At 68.4% G+C, this 20170-nt stretch carries 19 protein-coding genes; 7 read left to right on the top strand and 12 right to left on the bottom strand.

Annotation, left to right across the window (positions count from 1 at the left end; all coding sequences use genetic code 11):
* Positions 1-34: 34 nt before the first annotated feature.
* Both ABZV58_RS03720 and ABZV58_RS03715 read right to left on the bottom strand, forming a co-directional pair.
* Positions 35-733: a TrmH family RNA methyltransferase gene (locus ABZV58_RS03720; protein ID WP_354998611.1), complete on the bottom strand. Its 699-nt coding sequence runs from the start codon at positions 731-733 to the stop codon at positions 35-37.
* 140 nt (positions 734-873) lie between these two features.
* Positions 874-1206, bottom strand: a complete 333-nt coding sequence (locus ABZV58_RS03715) for a DUF4190 domain-containing protein (protein ID WP_354998610.1) — start codon at positions 1204-1206, stop codon at positions 874-876.
* Between the two features lie 118 nt (positions 1207-1324).
* On the opposite strand from ABZV58_RS03715, the gene ABZV58_RS03710 reads away from it, so the two are divergent.
* Complete coding sequence (locus tag ABZV58_RS03710; RefSeq protein ID WP_354998609.1) at positions 1325-2695, top strand: sensor domain-containing protein; 1371 nt, start codon at positions 1325-1327, stop codon at positions 2693-2695.
* 8 nt (positions 2696-2703) lie between these two features.
* The gene (locus ABZV58_RS03705) at positions 2704-3345 is read left to right on the top strand and encodes a response regulator transcription factor (protein ID WP_354999021.1); all 642 of its coding nucleotides are present in this window, start codon (positions 2704-2706) and stop codon (positions 3343-3345) included.
* A 9-nt stretch (positions 3346-3354) separates the two neighbouring features.
* Here ABZV58_RS03705 and ABZV58_RS03700 read toward each other — a convergent pair whose 3' ends face one another.
* Positions 3355-3801, bottom strand: coding sequence for a nuclear transport factor 2 family protein (locus tag ABZV58_RS03700; protein ID WP_354998608.1), 447 nt, complete (start codon positions 3799-3801; stop codon positions 3355-3357).
* Between the two features lie 275 nt (positions 3802-4076).
* Here ABZV58_RS03700 and ABZV58_RS03695 point away from each other — a divergent pair, with 275 nt between their 5' ends.
* The gene (locus ABZV58_RS03695; protein WP_354998607.1) at positions 4077-4523 is read left to right on the top strand and encodes a hypothetical protein; all 447 of its coding nucleotides are present in this window, start codon (positions 4077-4079) and stop codon (positions 4521-4523) included.
* A gap of 234 nt (positions 4524-4757) precedes the next feature.
* Here the strand turns inward: ABZV58_RS03695 and ABZV58_RS03690 are convergent, their stop codons facing one another.
* The 8 genes from ABZV58_RS03690 to clpB all read right to left on the bottom strand — a co-directional run bounded on the left by ABZV58_RS03690 (position 4758) and on the right by clpB (position 14136).
* Positions 4758-5885: a hypothetical protein gene (locus tag ABZV58_RS03690; protein WP_354998606.1), complete on the bottom strand. Its 1128-nt coding sequence runs from the start codon at positions 5883-5885 to the stop codon at positions 4758-4760.
* Between the two features lie 380 nt (positions 5886-6265).
* The gene (locus ABZV58_RS03685; RefSeq protein ID WP_354998605.1) at positions 6266-7000 is read right to left on the bottom strand and encodes a lysoplasmalogenase; all 735 of its coding nucleotides are present in this window, start codon (positions 6998-7000) and stop codon (positions 6266-6268) included.
* A 1-nt stretch (position 7001) separates the two neighbouring features.
* Positions 7002-8060 carry a beta-ketoacyl-ACP synthase 3 gene (locus tag ABZV58_RS03680; RefSeq protein WP_354998604.1) on the bottom strand — a complete coding sequence of 353 codons (1059 nt, stop codon included), beginning with the start codon at positions 8058-8060 and terminating at the stop codon, positions 7002-7004.
* 51 nt (positions 8061-8111) lie between these two features.
* Positions 8112-8699: an orotate phosphoribosyltransferase gene (gene pyrE, locus ABZV58_RS03675; RefSeq protein ID WP_354998603.1), complete on the bottom strand. Its 588-nt coding sequence runs from the start codon at positions 8697-8699 to the stop codon at positions 8112-8114.
* A gap of 2 nt (positions 8700-8701) precedes the next feature.
* Positions 8702-9514, bottom strand: coding sequence for an SDR family NAD(P)-dependent oxidoreductase (locus ABZV58_RS03670; RefSeq protein ID WP_354998602.1), 813 nt, complete (start codon positions 9512-9514; stop codon positions 8702-8704).
* 25 nt (positions 9515-9539) lie between these two features.
* Entirely contained in the window at positions 9540-10592 is a 1053-nt protein-coding gene (locus ABZV58_RS03665; protein ID WP_354998601.1) for a hypothetical protein, read from the bottom strand.
* A 101-nt stretch (positions 10593-10693) separates the two neighbouring features.
* A complete protein-coding gene (locus tag ABZV58_RS03660) occupies positions 10694-11467 on the bottom strand; it encodes a DUF5666 domain-containing protein (RefSeq protein WP_354998600.1) in 774 nt (257 codons plus the stop codon).
* Between the two features lie 113 nt (positions 11468-11580).
* Positions 11581-14136 (bottom strand): ATP-dependent chaperone ClpB, encoded by a 2556-nt coding sequence (clpB, locus tag ABZV58_RS03655; protein WP_354998599.1) that lies wholly within the window; start codon positions 14134-14136, stop codon positions 11581-11583.
* Positions 14137-14424: 288 nt separating this feature from the next.
* Between clpB and ABZV58_RS03650 the strand changes: the two genes are divergently transcribed.
* The 4 genes from ABZV58_RS03650 (at position 14425) to ABZV58_RS03635 (ending at position 18551) form a co-directional block, all read left to right on the top strand.
* Positions 14425-15360 (top strand): NADP-dependent oxidoreductase, encoded by a 936-nt coding sequence (locus ABZV58_RS03650; protein ID WP_354998598.1) that lies wholly within the window; start codon positions 14425-14427, stop codon positions 15358-15360.
* An 8-nt stretch (positions 15361-15368) separates the two neighbouring features.
* Positions 15369-16256 (top strand): LLM class flavin-dependent oxidoreductase, encoded by an 888-nt coding sequence (locus tag ABZV58_RS03645; protein WP_354998597.1) that lies wholly within the window; start codon positions 15369-15371, stop codon positions 16254-16256.
* A 320-nt stretch (positions 16257-16576) separates the two neighbouring features.
* Positions 16577-17734, top strand: a complete 1158-nt coding sequence (locus ABZV58_RS03640) for an FAD-binding oxidoreductase (RefSeq protein ID WP_354998596.1) — start codon at positions 16577-16579, stop codon at positions 17732-17734.
* Positions 17735-17774: 40 nt separating this feature from the next.
* The gene (locus tag ABZV58_RS03635; protein ID WP_354998595.1) at positions 17775-18551 is read left to right on the top strand and encodes an FAD-binding oxidoreductase; all 777 of its coding nucleotides are present in this window, start codon (positions 17775-17777) and stop codon (positions 18549-18551) included.
* A gap of 91 nt (positions 18552-18642) precedes the next feature.
* On the opposite strand, the gene ABZV58_RS03630 is transcribed toward ABZV58_RS03635, so the two are convergent.
* Positions 18643-19812 carry a globin domain-containing protein gene (locus ABZV58_RS03630; protein ID WP_354998594.1) on the bottom strand — a complete coding sequence of 390 codons (1170 nt, stop codon included), beginning with the start codon at positions 19810-19812 and terminating at the stop codon, positions 18643-18645.
* Positions 19813-20170 lie beyond the last annotated feature (358 nt).

Genomic DNA, 20170 nt, shown 5'->3' with positions numbered 1-20170 from the left:
CCGGCCGACGCCGAATCGTGCACGGTAGAACCGTTCACCACGCGGTCGCGAGATCGGCGTGCTCGCGAATCCAGGCGTGCATGGCGATGCCCGCGGCCACACCCGCGTTGATGCTGCGAGTGGAACCGAACTGGGCGATCGAGACCGTCATCGCCGCCGCATCTTTCGCGTGCGCGGTGACGCCGGGTCCTTCCTGGCCGAACAGCAGCAGGCAGTCGCGCGGCAGCCGCGCGGTCTCCAGCGGCACCGAGCCGGGGACGTTGTCCACCGCGACCACGGTGAGGCCCGCGCGCTCGGCGAAGGCGAGCAGCTCGGCGATGTCGGTGTGGTGCTCGATGTGCTGGTAGCGGTCGGTGACCATCGCGCCGCGGCGATTCCACCGCCGCCTGCCGACGATGTGCACCGCGGCCGCGGCGAACGCGTTGGCGGTGCGCACCACCGTGCCGATGTTCGCGTCGTGTCCGAAGTTCTCGATCGCGACGTGGAAGGGGTGCCTGCGTGCGTCGATGTCGGCGACGATCGCGTCGCGCGACCAGTAGCGATAGGCGTCGACCACATTGCGGCGGTCGCCGTGCGCGAGGAGCTCGGGGTCGAGTCGCGGGTCGTCGGGCGGCGGGGCGTCGTGCTCGGCCAGCCACGGACCGACCCCGTGCGGGTGCTCGCCCCACTCGGTGGGTCCTGGCAGGTGCTCCCCCGGGGATGGGCGCGCGGTGTCCGACGACGAGTGACTCACGCGGACGATGCTATGCGCAGCCGATCCAAGATCACTTTCACCCGGTCACGGCCACCTTCCGGCCGAACCGGTAGCCGACCGAAGGTCACCTTCGATAGGTCACACCCGGTCGCGGTCACCTTCGGTCGGTGGGTCCGTGGTCAATAGGACGACGACGAGTTCGCGGCGAAGATCGAGATGATGATGACGGCGATGATGCCCACCACGTAGACGAGCATGATGATGGTGCCGACGATGCCGCAGACGTAGCCCGCCTTGACGTTGCCGCGCCCGCCGATCGCGCCGCCCGACGCGTCGATCTCGTCGAGCGCCCGCTTGCCCATCACCCAGGCGAACGGCGCGCACAGCTGGCACAGCACCAAGCCGAGAATCCCGAGGACCAGGATGGTGGTGGATTGCGGGTGATCCGGCGGCGGACCGTACGGGTTACCGTAGGGCTGCTGCGGATAACCGTACGGCGGTGGATAACTCATGCGGGTGATGCTAGTTCCAAACCCCGCCGGGCGAGCTCCGATGGTGTAGCTGGCCACACCCTCGATTCGGCGGGCAGCTCCATCGAGAACGCCGCGGTCGGCGAGAAACATGGAGCTCATGACCGAGACGCAAGCCGAACCCACCCTCGTGCTCGACAAGCCGACCGCGCCGCCGCCGACCGGTCGCTCGGTGCTGTCGGCTGTCCTGCGCGCGCCGATCCAGGCCAGGACCTGGAAGGAGTTCGGCTACCTGATCACCGCGTTCGTGCTCGGGTGCCTCGCCGTCTGCTACCTGTTCTTCGGCTTCGGCGGCGGGCTGTACGTCTCGATCTTCCTGATCGGCATCCCGTTGCTCGCGCTCGTGCTGCTCGGCGGCCGCGTCTGGGGACGGATCTACCGAGCGCTGTGCCGCGCCCTGCTCGGCACCCCGGTCGAGGCGCCGCCCGCGTTCACACCGCAGCGCGGGCTGTTCGGGTTCCTGAAGAGCGCGTTAACCGACCGGGCCAGTTGGCGGGCGGCGCTGTTCCTGCTCGCGCAGTTCGTGCTCGGCGTAGTGGTCGGCTATGTGACGCTGGTCACCGTGGCGATAGTGGTGTTCACCGCGATCTCGCCGATTCCGTGGGCGCTGTTCGAACCGGTGAACATCGACGAGAACGGGGTCGAGCGCCATTCGCTGATGCAGTTCGGTTCGTTCTACGTCGACACCTGGCCGCGCGTGCTCCTGGTCTCCGCGCTGGGCATCGTCTGCTGCTTCGCGCTGCCCTGGTTGGTGCGCGGCGTCTGCCACCTGCACCGGCTGCTCACCGTCTGGCTGCTCGCGGCCACCGTGCGGGATCGTCAGCTGGTCGAGCTGCGGGCCAGCAGGCGCGCGGCCGTCGAGGACGCGGCCGCCACCTTGCGCCGCGTCGAACGCGACCTGCACGACGGCACCCAGGCTCGGCTCGTCACCATCGCCATGGCGCTCGGCCGGGCCGAGGAACGCATCGCGGCGGGCGGCGACGCCACCGACCTGATCGCCGACGCGCACGCCAGCTCCAAGGAAGCGCTCACCGAACTGCGGGAGCTGGTCCGCGGCATCCATCCGCCCGCGCTCGAACTCGGCCTCGCGCCCGCGCTGGAGACGCTCACCGCACGCAGCGCGGTGCCGGTGGAGCTGCGGGTGCACCTGCCGCAGCGGCCGAGCCCGGCCATCGAGGCCATCGCCTACTTCTCCGTCGCCGAGCTGCTCACCAACGTGGTGAAGCACGCGCACGCCGACCGGGCCTGGGTCTCGGTGCTGCCCGACAGCATCCGCACCATCGCGGTCACCGTGCGGGACAACGGAATCGGCGGCGTGCTGCCACCCGCCGAAGGCGCGCGGGCGGCGGGCAGCGGGCTCGCGGGTCTCGCGGCCCGGGCGCGCGCGGTGGACGGCACCCTCTCCGTGCACAGCCCGACCGGCGGGCCGACCGTGGTGACCATCCTGCTGCCCAAGGGAGATCCGCAGTGAGCACGCCGTTGCGCATCGTCATCGCCGAGGACAGCGCCATCCTGCGCGACGGACTGGCCGGGCTGCTCGTCGAGCGCGGCCACGAGGTGGTCGCGATGGTCGGCGAGGCGAGCACACTGAGTGATGTTGTCGGCGAACACAATCCAGATGTCGCGGTGGTGGACGTGCGGATGCCGCCCACCTTCACCGACGAGGGACTGCTCGCCGCCATCGAACTGCGCAGGAAGTATCCGATGACGGGGGTGCTCGTGTTCTCGCAGTGGATCGAAACCCGTTATGCCACCGAACTTCTCGCCGGTGGCGCGAGTGGCGTCGGCTATCTGCTCAAGGACCGGGTCGCCGACGTGCGCGATTTCGTCGACGCGCTGTACCGGGTCGCCACCGGCGGCACAGCGCTCGATCCCGAAGTGGTGAGTCAGCTGATGGGCGCGTCCCGCCAACAGGATTCGCTGGCCCGGCTCACTCCGCGCGAGCGTGAAGTGCTCGAGCTGATGGCACAGGGCTTGTCCAACAACGCGATCGCCGACGCGCTCACCGTCACCGAGCGGGCGGTGGAGAAGCACATCGGCAACATCTTCGCGAAACTCGATCTGCCGCCGTCGGATACGCATCATCGGCGGGTGCTTGCGGTGCTGCGGTTGAAGGGTTGAGGTCGCGGCTTATCTCGCGATCGTGCAGGCCTCGGCGATTTCTTTGGTGTCCCAGTAGAACGGGCGGATCTCCGCGATCCGGCCGTCTTCCACTCGGAGCGTCTGCAAGATCGGGAACCGCAGCTCGCGTCCGGTCGCGCGGGCCCGTGCCCGCACCTCGGTGTGCACGACGGCCGTTTCTCCCGTCGCCAGGAACTGCTGCTCGACCAGCTCGAACGTTTCCCACACCGCCGCCATCGTCGCGAAGAATCGCTCCAGTCCCGCGTGGCCCCGCCAGATGCCGCCGTACGGCATGCCCTCGGCCTGATAGAGCACCACGTCGTCGGCGAAGAACGGGGCCAGGGTGGTGAACGAGGCGCGGCCGGGGCCACCCGCGGCGAAGTAGGCCGCCTCCGCGGCATACATTCCGGTGAGGACGTCTTTGGTCGTTGTCGCTGTGGTCGTTGCGCTGGGCATAGGGACAGCGTGGCGCGCGGGGTGGGTGGGCGCTGGCGGAGATCGGACGGGGCGTTGGGCTCACGGCTCACGGCTCACGATCCAATCCGTTATGCGCAACGTACCGAATCGTTGGGCGGTGGCCGCCTATGCTTGAAATGCGAGGTCAGTCGGGGTGTAGGCCGACCGGCCCAGCCGGACGAAGTCACCGCGCGCCGCCGGAGCGAAGGCGGAGGCACGCGCCGAACGGAGTCCGTCCACAGCCGCGCAGGGCCGGATCGGAGGTGGCGGTACGCATGGACCACGCACGGATTCTGCGGACGATACTCGGCGTCACCGCCGCGTACCTGGTGGTGCTGTGCTTCTGGCTGGGTTGGCTCGTGCACCGCACGCCGCCCGGCACGGTCCCGTTCCAGGTCGTCGCCCTTGTCGGCCTCTTCGGCTCGTGCGTCGGCATCGGCATGCTGCTCGCCGCCCGCCCCTCCCGCGCCGACCGCCGCCTCTGGCGCCACGGTCTCGAAGGGTGGGCCACCATCGAAGGCGTGCACCCCCTCGAACGCACCGATCACTACAGCGAGCTCACCGAACTCGATCTCGAACTGACCGTCCCGGGTTCCGAGACTTACCACGGCTCCGTCGTTTTCGACGTCATGCCCGCCGACAAACCGAAAATCGCCCTCGGCGAGACGATTTCGATTCGCGTCGATCCGACGAACCGGGACCGCATCATCCTGGTGCTGTAACGCGTGCCAACGCCCACGATCAGCCCTCTCCCCCAGTGGATTCCATGATCAGCGCTGGAGCCCCAGAACTCTTCCGCAGCTCCGCGTCCACCCGATCGAGATCGTTGCCGGACAGCTCCGGCGGACGACGAACCACCCGTTCCGCGCCCCTTCCACGAGATGGCCGATCCGGCGCCGCACGGGTCGACGACCTCGGCTACCACCGGAGTCGCTTCCGCTCAGCGACCGGAGCTTTCAGCTCAGAAGCTGTGATGGCCGATCCGGAGGCGCGTGGAATTCGACCATGTCGACCCCGACGGCTAGCCCTTGTCGGCGAAGACTGTCCACGACTTGCAAGGTGAACCGGCGCGCAGGGCGGTAGTGGCTGCTCTGGTCGGAGATGAGCTGGACTCTGCCTTGAACTATCGCTATCTCACCGGCTCCCGCAGCCGGGGCACCGGCAAGGAAGCTGGAGTGATGGAACTCGCCGAGGATGTGGAACGGCGCGGAGTAGATGGTTCCCTCGCTGTCCATAACGAAGATCGCCCGGCCACCGTTCGGCGTCCACAGCGTCTGGGCAGCGGTGGTGTCCGAGAGCCGTCCCCGACTGTCGTGCAGCAAGCCGTTGCGCGCCGTCAGCCGAAAGGATTGCCGCTCTTCGAAACTCAGGTATCTGACCTGCTTACCGCTCCACACCTGGTTGCCGGGAAGGTTCTCACCTTGAAACTGAGGCTGGATCGGCGTTGTTTCGTAGGCTGTACGCGGTTGCTCGGGCGCCAAATCTTCTTCGGTGAGGAAGGTGATCAGATCCGGCCGCAGGTCGGTAGCATCCAGTAGTTCGTCGATGACGACGTGCGGCGACAATCCGCTGCTTTCACTGACGACGACGATATCGTCGCTGCCGTCCCAGAACGGCGAGAAGAGCCCGATCACCGCGCCGGACCGCATGCGGAGCAGCAAGTAGTCACCGTTCTCCGGGTCGTGATAGAAATGCCGCAGAATCCGAGCCTCTGCATCCGGAATCGAGATGCGGATCCTAGCGATCGGATGCGCATCACCGAACTCGGACAGTCGGCTTTCCGGCAACAACTGGAACGGTGGCTCAGACCAGGGACGCAACTCGTCCATGCGGAGGACTATCCGGATCAGGAAGTCGCGCAATTCCGCGCCGTTCTGTCGCATCTGAACCAAAGTCGGCAGCGGCGTGTTCGAGCGCAACCCTCCTGCCAGCGCCTCGTACTCCTGGTCGGGAGTCAACGTTCCGATAGGCTCCGTCAGCAGGGCACGGGCGATTCTGTCGACCAACTTTTGATTCAGCTCGTTTTCGAACTGGACACCATAGAAGATCCTGTTGACGATACCGCGCCACAGATCGTCCGACATTCGCATTCCTTCCTACTGCCGTCCACACGACAAGTCCCGAGCCTGAATGATCGACACACTCGGCACGACCTCGCTCCCTAAGGCCGCACCGCGTTCAGTTCACGGCGCGGTTGACGATGTCGGTAGCCAACACGGCTTTACCCCCCTGGCCAATTGCCCACGTCCACAACATATTTCGCAGCCCACTGCAACGGCTCCGGAATCTCGATGCCCATTACGGCACCACCGTCGGATCAGCGGTGGTGGGTGACGGGTCGACCCGTCGTGGCTGCGGTGCGTTCCGCAAGGCGGCTCCCCCGTTGTGTTTTGGTTTGACCCTCTCCCTAATCGACGCAGGGCGAAGCGATTCGGTTCCCTCGAATGTCGGAACGCGGCGCGGTCTACGAGTGGTTCGAGGGGGTGTGGGCGTGGGGGTCGGCGAGGAGGTATTGGGCCGCGGCGTAGGTCGCGAGGATGACGCCCTCGGTGGTGCGGCGGGAGCGGGGGGTGCGGGCGAAGAGGCGGCGTAGGACGATGAGGCCGTCGGAGAGGGTGAAGAGGAGGGCGCCGAGGCCGAGGCGGCTGCGCGGGTCGGCGTCCGGGATGTTCAGGCCCGCAATATTTTTCGCGCCGGGGGCGAGGCCAGAGTCGGAGGCGAGGACGGCGGCCGTGCCGAGAGTGACGCCGTAGGCGGTGAGCGGGGTCGCGACGGTGGGCGCCTTGGCGCGCAGCAGACCGGCGGCGCCGAGCCAGGCGGCCACCCGGGGCAGGGCGACCGCGGCGGCGGGACGAGCCCCGCGCCGCCACCACAGCGTCGAGTAACCCGCCTGCATGACCGCGAAGGAGGACGCGCCCGCGATGAGGCGGCGGTCGTCGTCGGGATCGATGAGGAGGATGTCGCCGACGGTCGCGGCGCCGAGCGAGCCGAGCAGGATGGTGCGCTCGGTGGGCTCGATGTCGACGCCGCTGGTCGCCACGTCGGCGGCGAGCAACGGCATCATCAGCGGCTTGGCGACCCACTGGAGCCGGTCGCGTCCGGTGAGCGCGCCGTAGACGGTCACGGCCGCCGCGACGAGGAACCCGGCGCGGAACGGGCGCGCCGAGCCCGGGAACGATCCGGCTCCGTTGGCACTCATGTCAGAAGCTCGCCTCGGTCGGGGCGGGCGGCAACGTCACGACCTGGCCCGCGTAGCTGAGACCCGCGCCGAAGCCGAGCAGCAGCGCGAGCTGGCCGCCCTTGGCCTTGCCGGTGACCAGCATTTCCTCCATGGCCAGCGGGATGGAGGCGGCGGAGGTGTTGCCGGTGTTCTCGATGTCGTTGGCCATCGGGATCTCGTCGGCGAGGCCGAGGTTCTTCTTCATCAGGTCGTTGATGCGGGCGTTGGCCTGGTGCGGGATGAACACCTCGATGTCCTCCTTGGCCACGCCGGAGGCCTCCAGCGCGTCGGACAGCGCGCGCGGCAGGGTGACGGCGGCCCAGCGGAACACCCGCGGACCTTCCATGCGCAGCGACATCCGGCCGACGGGCTCGACCGCGGGGTCGGTGCCCTGCAAGGCCTGGGCCTTGTTCATGAACTCCAGGAAGTCGACGTCCTGGGCGATCGCCTCGGCGTTCTCGCCGTCGCTGCCCCACACCGTCGGGGAGATGCCGTTCTCCTCGCTCGGGCCGACGACGACCGCGCCCGCGCCGTCACCGAAGATCATGGCGGTGCCGCGGTCGGTCGGGTCCAGTCCGACGGTCATCGTCTCCGCGCCGATCACCAGCACGTAGTCGGCCGACCCCGCGCGGATCAGGTCGGCGGCGACGCCGAGGCCGTAGCCGAAGCCGCCGCAACCGGAGGTCAGGTCGAAGGCCGGGATGCCGTTGATGCCGAGGTCGGAGGCGACGGTGGGTGCGCCGTGCGGGGTGAGCTTCAGCCAGCTGGACGTGCACAGGATGAGCGCGCCGATCTTGGACCGGTCGATGCCGGTGTTGACCAGCGCGCGTTCGCCCGCGGCCGCCGCGATCGACCGCAGCGTCTCGTCACCGCTGATCCAGCGCCGGTTGCGAATGCCCGTGCGCTCGTAGATCCACTGGTCGGTCGAATCGAGAACCTCGCACACCTCGTCATTGCTGACGATGCGCTGCGGTCGGTAAGCACCGATTCCGAGCATCGCAACATTTTCGCGACTCTTGTTTACTGCAATGCTCACCACAGGTAACTCACACGTCCTCTAGCTGTCGGACAAACCAAACCGTCGTCCAGGCTAACCCAGGGCAAGATCCTTCAGCCCGAGGATGGAGCGATACTCCAGCCCCTCGGCGGCAATCACCTGGTCGGCGCCCGTCTCCCGGTCCACGACAGTAGCGACGCCGACCACGGTCGCGCCCGCCTCGCGCAACGCGCGCACCGCGGTGAGCGGGGAGTTTCCCGTGGTCGTGGTGTCCTCGACGACCAGCACGCGCTTGCCGACGATGTCGGGTCCCTCGATCTGGCGCTGCATGCCGTGGCTCTTGGCGGCCTTGCGCACGACGAACGCGTCGATGGGGCGGCCGGGCGCGTGCAGCACCGCGAGCGCGACCGGGTCGGCTCCCATGGTGAGGCCGCCGACGGAATCGAAATCCCAGTCCGCGACGAGTTCGCGTAGCAGTTTGCCGATCAGCGGTCCGGCGCGATGGTGCAGCGTCGCCCGCCGCAGGTCGACGTAGTAGTCGGCCTCCTTGCCGGAGGACAGCGTCACCTTGCCGTGCACGACGGCGAGCTCGCGGACCAGCGCGGCCAGCTTCTCCCGGTCGGTCGCGGCTTCGCGGTCGGCGCCGAGCACGGAATCAGTGGTTGTCGCCTCGTCGATCATGTCTAAGTCCTTCCGCGTGAATTGAACAGGCCCCGATTCATTCGGACCTGCAGGGTTCGCGGGATGAGTCCGGCCACCGTGGTGATCGCTTTGTACTGCGCTCCGGGCACGCTGATCACCCGGTCCTTGTCCAGATCACTCAGCGAACCGGCGACGACCTGCTCGACGGAAAGCCACAACGGTTTCGGCAGCGAGGACATCTCGATACCGGCTCGCTCATGGAATTCGGTGTGGACGAATCCGGGGCACAACGCCTGGATCCGAACACCGGTTCCGGCGAGACCGCCCGCCAACCCTTCCGTGAAGGATACGACGTAGGACTTGGAGGCCGAGTAGGTCGATCCCCGACCCGGCACCAGACCCGCGACGCTGGCCACGTTGACGATCGAACCTTTCGCCGCGGCGATCATCGACGGCAGCGCCGCGTGGGTGAGCTGGAGCACGGAGGTGACGTTGACGTCCAGCTGCGCCTGCAACTGCTCGTAGGGCAGCGTCCAGAACTCACCGGAGTGCGCGAAACCCGCGTTGTTCACCAGGAATTCGATGCCCTCGGCGGCCCGGGCGGCGACCTTCTCCCGATCGGCGGCCTGCGCCAGATCGGCGACGAGCACCTCGGAGCGGGTGTCGTATTTGCGCTCGAGTTCGGCCGCCAGTTCCCGTAGCCGCTCCGCGTCCCTGGCGACGAGCACCATGTCGTAGCCGAGCGAGGCGAGCCGCAGCGCGAAGCCGTGGCCGATGCCGGAGGTCGGTCCGGTGATCAGTGCCACCGGGCGGGTCGCGCCGGGCAGGCGCGCGGGAACGGAACTGTCGGTCATCGCGGTGTCGATCCAATCGAGCTGGTCACTGCGGCACGGGGCCCTGATACGGACGGAATCCGGGGTGGAACGGACCGCCGGGGCGGTCTTGCGCGTCGGCGCGGGAGGCGGGCGGCTCCTCCTCCCAGTCGTCGGCGTCGCCGTGGCGCGATTCCGGACGCCAGTCGTCCTCGGCCTCGTCGTCGGACCAGCGGTCCTCGCGCGTCCTGGCCCTGGCGTCGGGGACGACGGCCAGGGAGGGGCGGCGCGACTGCTCGCCCGCGGCCTCCCGCTCGTCCGGTTCGTAGTCCTCGTCGTAGCGGGGCTCGTCGTCGCGGTCGTCGTAGTCGCGGTCGTCGTCACTCGCACCGGGCGGCAGCACGCGGGAGGCGCCGCGCACCGGCTCCGAACGCGCCTCCTCGGCGCGGTCGCGGGTGCGCGGCTGCGGACGGCCCGGGTCGTGCTCGGCCTTGTTCGCGCCGCGCGGGTCGCTCACCGGAGGCAGCACGTGCAGCAGACCGGACAGGCGCAGCACCGCGTCGATGGCGGACTCCCAATCCTTCGCCGCCGTACCGACATTCAGCATGCCGAGGGTCCAGTTGCCCTCACTCCAGAGCATCTGCACGGTGTCGGGCAGCGTCTCGATGAACGCGACCATCCGCTGATCCACCGCGTGCCTGGCGATCTCCGGATTCGTCGCGAAGACGACCCGGTCGCCGATGGCGCCGAGCAGCTCCAGATCCGCGTCCTTCGGCGGGGACGCCGTCTTGAGCCGCATGTCGACATCGATGTCCGAACCGATCTGGCGGCGCACCGCGACCAGCGTCGCGGCGTCCTCCAGGTCGAACAGAACGAACTTCTCGCCCTTGCGGATACCGGAGACCACGTCGACCGCCGACAGATAGCCGAGTTTGGCCAGCGCGCCGCGCCGCCACGTCGACGGGAGTGCCGGTTCCACCGACACGTAGGTGTACCCCTGGGCCTTGGCCCAGACCTGGCGCGCGTGACCGGTCCGCTGTCGCTGGACCCGATCGAAATACAGCAGCACGATCGCACCAACCAGCGCGATCGCCGCCAACCCGAACCACATAGCCGTCATCGCGGTCTACCCTAATAGGCCCGGACGGTGGAGGGCCGCCTTTGGTGCCGCGACGGGCCGCCGGTCTCGAGCTCTTGCCTCGACACCGCGGCAGGCCGCGCTCATCTTCCGCCGCCGGGCAGCGCGGTGCTGATGATGATCCTGGCGCGAATCGACCCGTCCTGCCCCTTGTCGCCCTGCACCACGACCATGTCGCCGACGGGCAGGTCGGCGGGCTTGGCGCCGGAGAGCGAGATCACCTGGGTGAGTTCGTCGGTCGAGACATTCACCGTGTTGCCGGAGACGGTGTCGATGGTGAGCTGGCCGCCGTTGTTGGCGCTGATGGTGCCCATGGTCGCGCCCAATTCGTCGATTCCGGGCAGACCCGGAAGACCGCTCGGTGACGGGTCGCGCGGAGACGGGTTCTCCGTCGGGAACGCGCGACCGGTCGGGAACTGGGCGGTCGTCGTGCCGCCCGCCGTCGTGGTCGACGAGTCACGGCCGCCGAGCACCAGCCCGGCGACCACCCCGGCCACCGCGACGAGCGCGACGACACCGAGTGCGAGCGCGATCCACAGACCCGTATTGCGTTTGGGCGGCGGCTGATCCATCGGTGGACCGCCCGGCGGCACACCGGCGGGCGGGACGCCCATGGGCTGGTCCGGCGCGCCCTGCCACTGCGTGCCGTAGGGGTTTTCGTAAGCGCCCCACTGGTGCTCCATCGGCGGGAGCTGCTTGGTGGCGTTCGCGGGCGGCGGACCCCACTCGAACTGCTCGGTCGACGGATACCTCGTGGTGTCCCCGGACGGGTCGTAGCCGGACGCACCCGGCGAACCGAGGTGCTCGGTCGGCGCATCCTCCGGCCGCTGCCCCCAGGGATCCTTCGGGTTCGTCATGCCATCCAGAGTATGCCCGCCGACCGTCGCGTCCAGGTGACCGAGCCGATTCGGCGAGCCACCCCGAACACGCGGACGCCCCGGCCGCACAGGGCCGGGGCGTCCGGTCGCACTCACCTGCCGACGATCAGACCGTCGCCGTTGCCGCTGACGCCGACCTTCACGGTGTCGCCGTCGGTGACCTCCCCTGCGAGCAGTTCCTTGGCGAGGGTGTCGCCGATGGACTGCTGGATCAGCCTGCGCAGTGGGCGGGCGCCGTAGACCGGGTCGTAGCCGCGGACCGCGAGCCAGAACCTGGCCGAATCGCTGACGTCCAGCTTCAGCCTGCGCTGCGACAGCCGCTTTTGCAGCTGGTCGAGCTGGATGTCGACGATCTGCTCCAGCTGCTCCTCGTCGAGCGAGTGGAACATGACCACGTCGTCGAGCCGGTTGAGGAACTCGGGCTTGAACGCCGAGCGCACCGCGTTCATGACGAAGTCCTTGTCACCGCCCGCACCCAGGTTCGAGGTGAGGATGAGGATGGTGTTGCGGAAGTCGACCGTGCGGCCTTGGCCGTCGGTGAGCCGTCCCTCGTCGAGCACGGCGAGCAGGATGTCGAACACATCCGGATGCGCCTTCTCGATCTCGTCGAACAGCACCACGGTGTAGGGCCTGCGCCGCACCGCCTCGGTGAGCTGGCCGCCCTGGTCGTAGCCGACGTATCCGGGCGGAGCGCCGACCAGACGGGCCACCGAGTGCTTCTCGCTGTACTCGCTCATGTCGATCCGCACCATGGCGCGCTCGTCGTCGAAGAGGAAGTCCGCCAACGCCTTTGCCAGCTCGGTCTTGCCGACGCCGGTGGGGCCGACGAACATGAACGAGCCGGTCGGCCGGTTCGGGTCGGCGACGCCGGCGCGCGCCCTGCGCACCGCGTCGGAGACCGCCTGCACGGCCTCCTTCTGGCCGACGACGCGACGCCCGAGCTCTTCCTCCATGCGGAGCAGTTTCTGGGTCTCGCCCTCCATCAGCCTGCCCACCGGAATGCCGGTCCACGCGGACACCACCTCGGCGATGTCGTCGGGGCCGACCTCCTCCTTGAGCATCACCTCGCCGTCGGGCGCGGCGCCGTTGACCTTCTCGGCCTTCGCCAGCTCCTTCTCCAGCGTCGGGATCCGGCCGTAGCGCAGCTCGGCCGCCTTGCCGAGATCGCCGTCGCGCTCGGCGCGCTCCGATTCGCCGCGCAGGCTCTCCAGCTGTTCCTTGAGCGAACGGACCTGATCGATGGCGTTCTTCTCGTTCTGCCACCGGGTGGTCAGCTGGTTGAGCTTCTCCCGGTCGTCGGCCAGTTCCTGGCGCAGCTTCTCCAGGCGCTGCTTGGAGGCCTCGTCGGTCTCCTTGGTCAGCGCCACCTCTTCGATCTCCAGGCGGCGCACCGCGCGCTCGACCTCATCGATCTCCACCGGGCGCGAGTCGATCTCCATGCGCAGCCGGGAGGCCGACTCGTCGACCAGGTCGATCGCCTTGTCCGGCAGGAACCGCGAGGTGATGTAGCGGTCGGAGAGAGTGGCCGCGGCCACCAGCGCGGAGTCGGTGATGCGCACGCCGTGGTGCACCTCGTAGCGCTCCTTGATACCGCGCAGGATGCCGACGGTGTCCTCCACCGAAGGTTCGCCGACCAGCACCTGCTGGAAGCGGCGCTCCAGTGCGGCGTCCTTCTCGATGTGCTTGCGGTACTCCTCCAGCGTGGTCGCGCCGACCAGCCGCAGTTCGCCGCGGGCCAGCATCGGCTTGATCATGTTGCCCGCGTCCATCGCCGATTCGCCGGTCGCGCCCGCGCCGACGATGGTGTGCAGCTCGTCGATGAAGGTGATGATCTGTCCCGCGCTGTTCTTGATCTCCTCGAGCACGGCCTTGAGCCGCTCCTCGAATTCGCCGCGGTACTTCGCGCCCGCCACCATCGCGCCGAGATCCAGTGACACGACGGACTTTCCGCGCAGCGACTCCGGGACGTCACCCGCCACGATGCGCTGGGCGAGCCCTTCGACGATGGCAGTCTTGCCGACGCCGGGCTCACCGATCAGCACCGGGTTGTTCTTGGTGCGGCGGCTCAGCACCTGCACGACGCGCCGGATCTCGGTGTCGCGCCCGATGACCGGGTCGAGCTTGCCGGAGCGCGCGGCCGCGGTGAGGTCGGTGGAGTACTTCTCCAGCGCCTGGTAGCTGCCCTCGGGGTCGGGATTGGTGACCCGGGCGCTGCCGCGCACGGTGGTGAACGCCTCGCGCAGCGCGTCGGCCGTCGCGCCGTGCTTGGTGAGCAGCATGGTGACGTCCGAATCGCCCTGGGCGAGGCCGACGACGACGTGCTCGGTGGAGACGTACTCGTCACCGAGTTCGGTGGCCAGCCGCTGGGCGGCGGTGATGGCGCCGAGCGCCTCGCGCCCGAGGTTCGGCGTCGTGGTAGCGCCGGTCGCCCTCGGCAGCCGGTCGACGATGTCCTGTGCCTCGCGCCGAACCGTCGCGGGGTCGACGCCGACGGCCTTCAGCAGTGGGGCGGCGATGCCGTCGGTCTGATCGAGCAACGCCACCAGCAAGTGGGCCGGACGAATCTCCGGGTTGCCCGCGGCCGACGCTGCCTGGAGCGCCGCGGTCAGCGCCGCCTGGGTCTTGGTGGTGGGATTGAACGAGTCCACAAGTCACCTTCCTCGAGTCGATTCCGCAGCATCGAGTGCCCTCCCCACGTGCGATCACACGCGCGGGGCTCGTGCTGTTCAATCGGTCCAACGCACGAGAGGTTGAGTCTGTTCCGCTCAAGTTTGAAATTTTTCCGGCCCGCCACCCGGCCGATGGCGCGGCTCAACGCTACGCCGCGCCATCGTCGAATGCGATGAATCACGGCGTCCGTGGTGTAGGGATGCATACGAGCACCAAAAGCGGTTAGTTGATGCATCACCCTTCAGCCGAACCGAGGAGCGGAACCGATGCGCGCGATCGTGGTACGGAAGTTCGGAGAACCCGTCGAGCTGGCCGAGATGCCGGTACCCGAGCCGGGCGCGCAAGCGGTCAAGGTGCAGCTCGACGCCGCGGGCGTCAACCCCTTCGACCTGAAGATGGCCAAGGGCATCCTGGAAGGCCGGATGCCGCACGACTTTCCGGCGATCCTCGGCGTGGACGGCGCGGGCAGCATCGCCGCGGTCGGCCCCGAGGTCACGAAATTCGCGATCGGCGATCGGGTGGTCGGCAAGTTCCTCGTCCCGCCCGCCGGGCACGGCAGCTTCGCCGAATACTCGGTGCTCCCCGAGGACGCGACGTTGGTGCCCATCCCGGAATCGGTCACCACGATGGCCGCCGCGGCGCTGCCGACCGCGGGCGTCACGGCGCAGGACCTGGTCGACGCGGCCCAGATCCGGCCCGGCCAGAAGGTGTTGATCGTCGGCGCCACCGGCGGCGTCGGGTCGTTTCTCGTGCAGCTGGCCAATATCGCGGGAGCGCACGTCATCGCGACGGCGCGCGGCGACGCGGCCGACCAGATGGCCAGGCTGGGCGCGGCGGAGACGGTGGACTACACCCGCGCGTCCGTCGCCGATTCGGTGCGTTTCACCGACTCCGACGGCATCGACGTGCTGTTCGATCTGGTCAGCCCGCCCGAGGCGCTCGCCCCGCTGACCGAACTCGTGCGCGCGGGCGGCGCGGTCTACACCACCGTCTTCTCGGCCGACGAGGCCGCGCTGCGTGATCGCGGCCTGCGCGGCGGGAACTTCGAGTCCAAGGGGCGGGCGCCGGAACTGAACCGTCTGCTGGCGCGCGTCGCGGCGGGCGACGTGGTGGTGCCCATCGACGCGACCGTCCCGCTGGAGGAAGCGCCCGCCGTGCTCGGCGCCGCGGGCGCGCGCGGCAAGACCGTGCTGGCCATCTGAGCCGCGAGATGAGCGCTCGCCCTGTCGAATTCGGGCTCTTCCTGATCCCCGGCGCCGACGACTACCGCCAGCTCACCGAGCTGGCGGCCTACGCCGAATCCGCCGAGCTCGACCTCATCGGCATCCAAGACCACCCCTACCAGCGCCGTTTCCTGGACACCTGGACCCTGATCACCGCGCTCGCCGTGCGCACCGAACGGATCACCTTCTTCCCCGATGTCGCGAACCTGCCGCTGCGCAACCCCGCGGTGCTCGCCAAATCCGTTGCCTCACTGGACATCATGACCGGCGGGCGGATCCAGCTCGGGCTCGGAGCCGGCGCGTTCTGGGACGCCATCGCGGCCATGGGCGGCGAGCGGCTGAGCAAGGGCGAGGCGGTGCGGGCGCTGGCCGAGGCGATCCACGTCATCCGGGCGATGTGGAGCGACGAGCGCGCGGTCCGGGTACCCGGCGCATTCCATCGGCTCGCGGGCGCGCATCCCGGCCCGCGTCCGCGGCACGATCCCGGCATCTGGCTCGGTGCGATGGGACCGCGCATGCTGACGCTGGTCGGTACGCTCGCCGACGGCTGGCTGCCCTCGGCCGCGTGGGCGCCGCCGGAGTTCCTCACCGAGGCGGGCAAGCGGATCGACGACGCGGCGGCGGGCGCGGGCCGGGACCCATACGCGATCCGCCGGATCTACAACGTCTCGGGCACCATCACCGACAACGGCGTCGATCACGGCTTTCTCGAGGGACCGGTGAGCCGGTGGGTGGACGATCTGACCGCGCTGCACGCCGAGCAGCGCGTCGACGGCTTCGTCTTCTGGCCGACCGAGGGCGACCCGGCGGAACAGATCCCGCGCTACGCGGAGCAGGTCGCCCCCGCCGTTCGCGCCGCGGTTGCCGGGGCGTGAGCGTACCCCTCCAGCGAACCGCACCATACAAGGTTCCCCGACCCCCGGTACTCTGGTCGTTGGCCCAACCATGGGGCCGAGCGCAGCGAGGCAGCAGCGGGCGCGTGAGCGCCGCGAGAGCCGGCCGGGCATACATCCCGAGCTGCCGACTTAGCCGAGGGATAACTCGGAGCGGTCGAGAGCATGCTGCGCATACCCACACGACCACGGACTTTTCGGGGATACTTGTACCCCGAAGGACTCCCGGTTACGGGCACGTCCCTGCGCAGCAGTCGAATATCGGATGCGCAGCTACAAGCGGGAAGGAAGGGAATCTCGTCGTGGATGCGCGTTCTGCAGCGCTGGTCCGCGCCAACTTCCGTTCGGTGAGCGAGTCACCGGGCGGACCCGAGCGGTTGATCAGTGCGTTCTATGGTCATCTGTTCGCCGAGAACCCGCGTTTGCGCGAGCTGTTCCCGCCCGCGATGGACATGCAACCGAAACGGCTGGCCACGGCCATCCAGTTCGTGCTCGACCACCTAGAGGATTGGGACCGCGCGCAGAAGTTTCTCGAGCAGCTGGCGCGCGACCATCGGAAATACGGCGTCGAGGCCGCACACTACGACCAAGCGGGCCGTGCGTTGCTCGCCGCGTTCCGGGTGTACAACGGCGCGATGTGGAACCGTCAGCTCGAAGAGGGCTGGCGCGACATCACCATCTTGATCTCGGCGTCGATGGCCATCGGCGCCAACTCCGACAAATCCCAGCCGTACTGGGAGGCGACGGTGGTCGGCCACCGCAGGGTGCTCGAAGACCTGGCCATCGTGCGTTTGCAATCCGACTCACCCGTGCCCTACCAAGCCGGACAGTACGTGCCCGTCGCCGTGCCGCAGCGACCCAAGATGTGGCGCTACTTCTCACCGGCGATCCCGTCGAATCCCTACGGCGAGATCGAATTCCACGTGCGCAAGATCCGCGGCGGCTGGGTGAGCCCGGCCATCGTCAACGAGACGCAGGTGGGCGATCGCTGGCTGATCGGCGGCCCGCTCGGCGGCCTGCACGTCGACCGCGACGCCGGGCGCGACGTGCTGCTCATCGGCGCGGGCACCGGCATCGCCCCGCTGCGCGCCCAGCTCATCGAGATGAGCCAGCGCGGCATCAACCCGCGCGTGCACTTCTTCATCGGCGGCCGCTACCCGTGCGATCTCTACGACGTGGAGAACATGTGGCAGCTCTCGCAGAGCAATCCGTGGCTCACCATCGTCCCGGTCTGCGAGCAGAAGACCAACCCGTGGTGGTACCCGCACCCCGCCGCCGACGCGCCCTACGGCATGCACCGCAGGCTGGTCGGCAATCTGGGCGCGGTGGTAGCCAGCTTCGGCGCGTGGGCCGACCGCCAGATCCAGATCGCGGGCTCGGCGCGGATGATCGCCGAGACCCGCAGGGCGCTCATCGCGGTCGGCACGCCGGAACACGTCATCAGCTGCGATCCCGTCTGATCCAACGCGGCCCGCGCCGCACAACTACAGAGGAGTTCCTATGACGGAGCCGGGCACGCTCGGCAACGGAGTCGCGCAAGCGGAGTGGACCTCGACCGTCGTCGGCCACCACCGCTTACGCCACGACGTGGCGGTGATCCGCCTGATCGGCGAGTTCGTGCCGTTCGTCGCGGGCCAATCCGTCGAGGTCCGGGCGCCGCAACAGCCCGGCGTGCGCCGCAGGCTCTCCCCCGCGCTACCGCCCTCGTTGGACGGCAAGCTGGAGTTCCACGTGCGCACCGTGCCGGGCGGCTGGCTCAGCGGCTCGCTGGTCGCCGACACCCAACCGGGCGACGAATGGCGGATCGCCGCGCCGCAGGGCACCTTCACCGTCGACCCGGAGGGTGACGAGGTGGTGATGATCGCGGGCGGCACCGGCCTCGCGCCGATGCGTTCGCAGATCCTGGAACTGGCGCGGGTGCCCGAGCCGCCGCGCACCTACCTGTTCGTCGGCGGCAGCTCACCGCGCGACCTGTACGCCGCCGACATGCTCTACCTGCTCGCCGAGGAGCTGGACTGGCTCACCGTCGTCCCGGTGGTGGAGAGCCTGGAGGACCCGAACTGGGCAGACGAGTGGTACGAGCAGACGCGCGTGGACATCGGCTTCCCCGCGGACGAACTGCTCGAGGGCACGCTCGCCGACGTGATCGGCTCGCACGGCGCCTTCGATCGCCACCAGGTGCTCGTGTGCGGTTCCCCCGCGATGACGCGGGCCACGCTGGATCGGCTCGTGGAGACCGGCACGCCGGCCGAACGCATTCAGTACGAAGGACTTTGACGGCCATCGTTCCGGCGAAGGCCGGGATCCAGTCGCAGACCCGCGGATAGTCGTCACCCGCTTGGATCCCGACCTTCGCCGGAACGACGACTCAGAACAGCGGATCGTGGCGGATGTTCTTGGTCTGGGTGCCCGCCGCCATCAAGCGGAACTTGGTGGTCTGCACCATCGAGGGCGAGCCGACGATCTGCACGTCGCGATCGGCCCACGGCCCGTAGCTGGCGACGACCTTGCCGATCTGGCCGGTCATGCGCGGCTCCAGGCCCGGCCACATTCGCTCGACCTCCCCGGCTTCGTAATACCACCAAGGGTTTTCGTCGCTCTCGCTGACCGGCGTGACGGTCAGCCAGCGGTTGGCCATGGCCAGCTTGCTCAACGTCTCCAAATCGTAGAGATCGCACGGGTGATGGCCGCCGACGAACAGGTGCACCTTCGGATTGGTTCGCCGCAGCGCCATTTGCATGAGCTGGGCGCGCAGCGGCGCGATACCGGTGCCGCAGCCCACCATGAGCATCTTGCGTTTGGTGTTGCGCGGCACGCCGAGGCCGCCGAGCGGCGAGCCGATCAGCCACTGGTCCCCGACCTGCGTCTGGCCGACGATGGCCGGGCTGACCCAGCCGCCGAGCACGCCGCGCACGTGGAACTCGATCTCGCCGTTGGCATTCGCGGGCACGGCGGGCGAGAGGTACCGCCACATCCGCGGCCGCGACGGGATCTGCACGCTCATGTATTGACCCGCGGCGTACTGCATCGGCTGATCGAGCTGTAATCGCACGATGGCGAGATTGCGTAGGACGAGCCGGTTCTCCAGCACCCGGCCGGACCAGACCGCGGGCGTCATCTCCTTCTCGGCGGCGCCCATCATCGTCTCGCTGATGACCGTCAGGCCCTCGTCCCAGGCCCTCTCGACCTCGTCGGTCCACATCTCGGTACCCGCGAAGCGCCGCATCGCGGTCTTCAGCGAAGTGGCCACCGCGGCGTAATGTTCGGCCTGCACACCGTATTTGCGGTGATCGCGGCCGAGTTGAGCGAGGAACGGCAACAGCTTGTTCGGTTCCTCGAGCCGATCGAGCGCGTAGCCGATGGCCTTGACGAGACGGTCACGCTGCGAATCCATCGCGGCGGGGAAGAAATCGCGGACCTGCGGATAGTCCGAGAACAGGGTCGCGTAGAACGACCTGGCCAGTCTTTCCGGCCCCCCTTCCTCCGCAGCAACCGCCTTGAACGTCGTTCTGATCAAAGCGACAGTCCGCGAATCCATTTGTCTCACAACCCCATTTCGCACTAGAACATAATGCGCGCCGGCGAGTGAGGTGCTGCGGGACACTCGACAGCAGCCGATGCCAAGGAGTGTAGGCGAGGTTAGCCAGCAACGGAATGCCACCTTCGAACATCACGCGTGTAATTCCACCGAAACAAGAATCGAAAGAGCAAAACTCCCAAATAACAGACCGAAAGACCGTAATAGAGCGTTGGATTCGGTCGCACCTTCACCGAATTCGCGTGCCCCGGTTTGCAAGACTCGTCCAGTTGACCTGGGGCGAGCGACCTTTGGGCAACCGCCCGCACGCTACCGGGACCCGCACCGGAGCAATTTCCGCGCATTCGCGGCATCGAGA

Source organism: Nocardia sp. NPDC004654, from assembly GCF_040609595.1.
GTDB lineage: Bacteria > Actinomycetota > Actinomycetes > Mycobacteriales > Mycobacteriaceae > Nocardia.
Note: the sequence above shows the minus strand (reverse complement) of the source record. Positions and strands in the feature narration are given on the sequence as shown.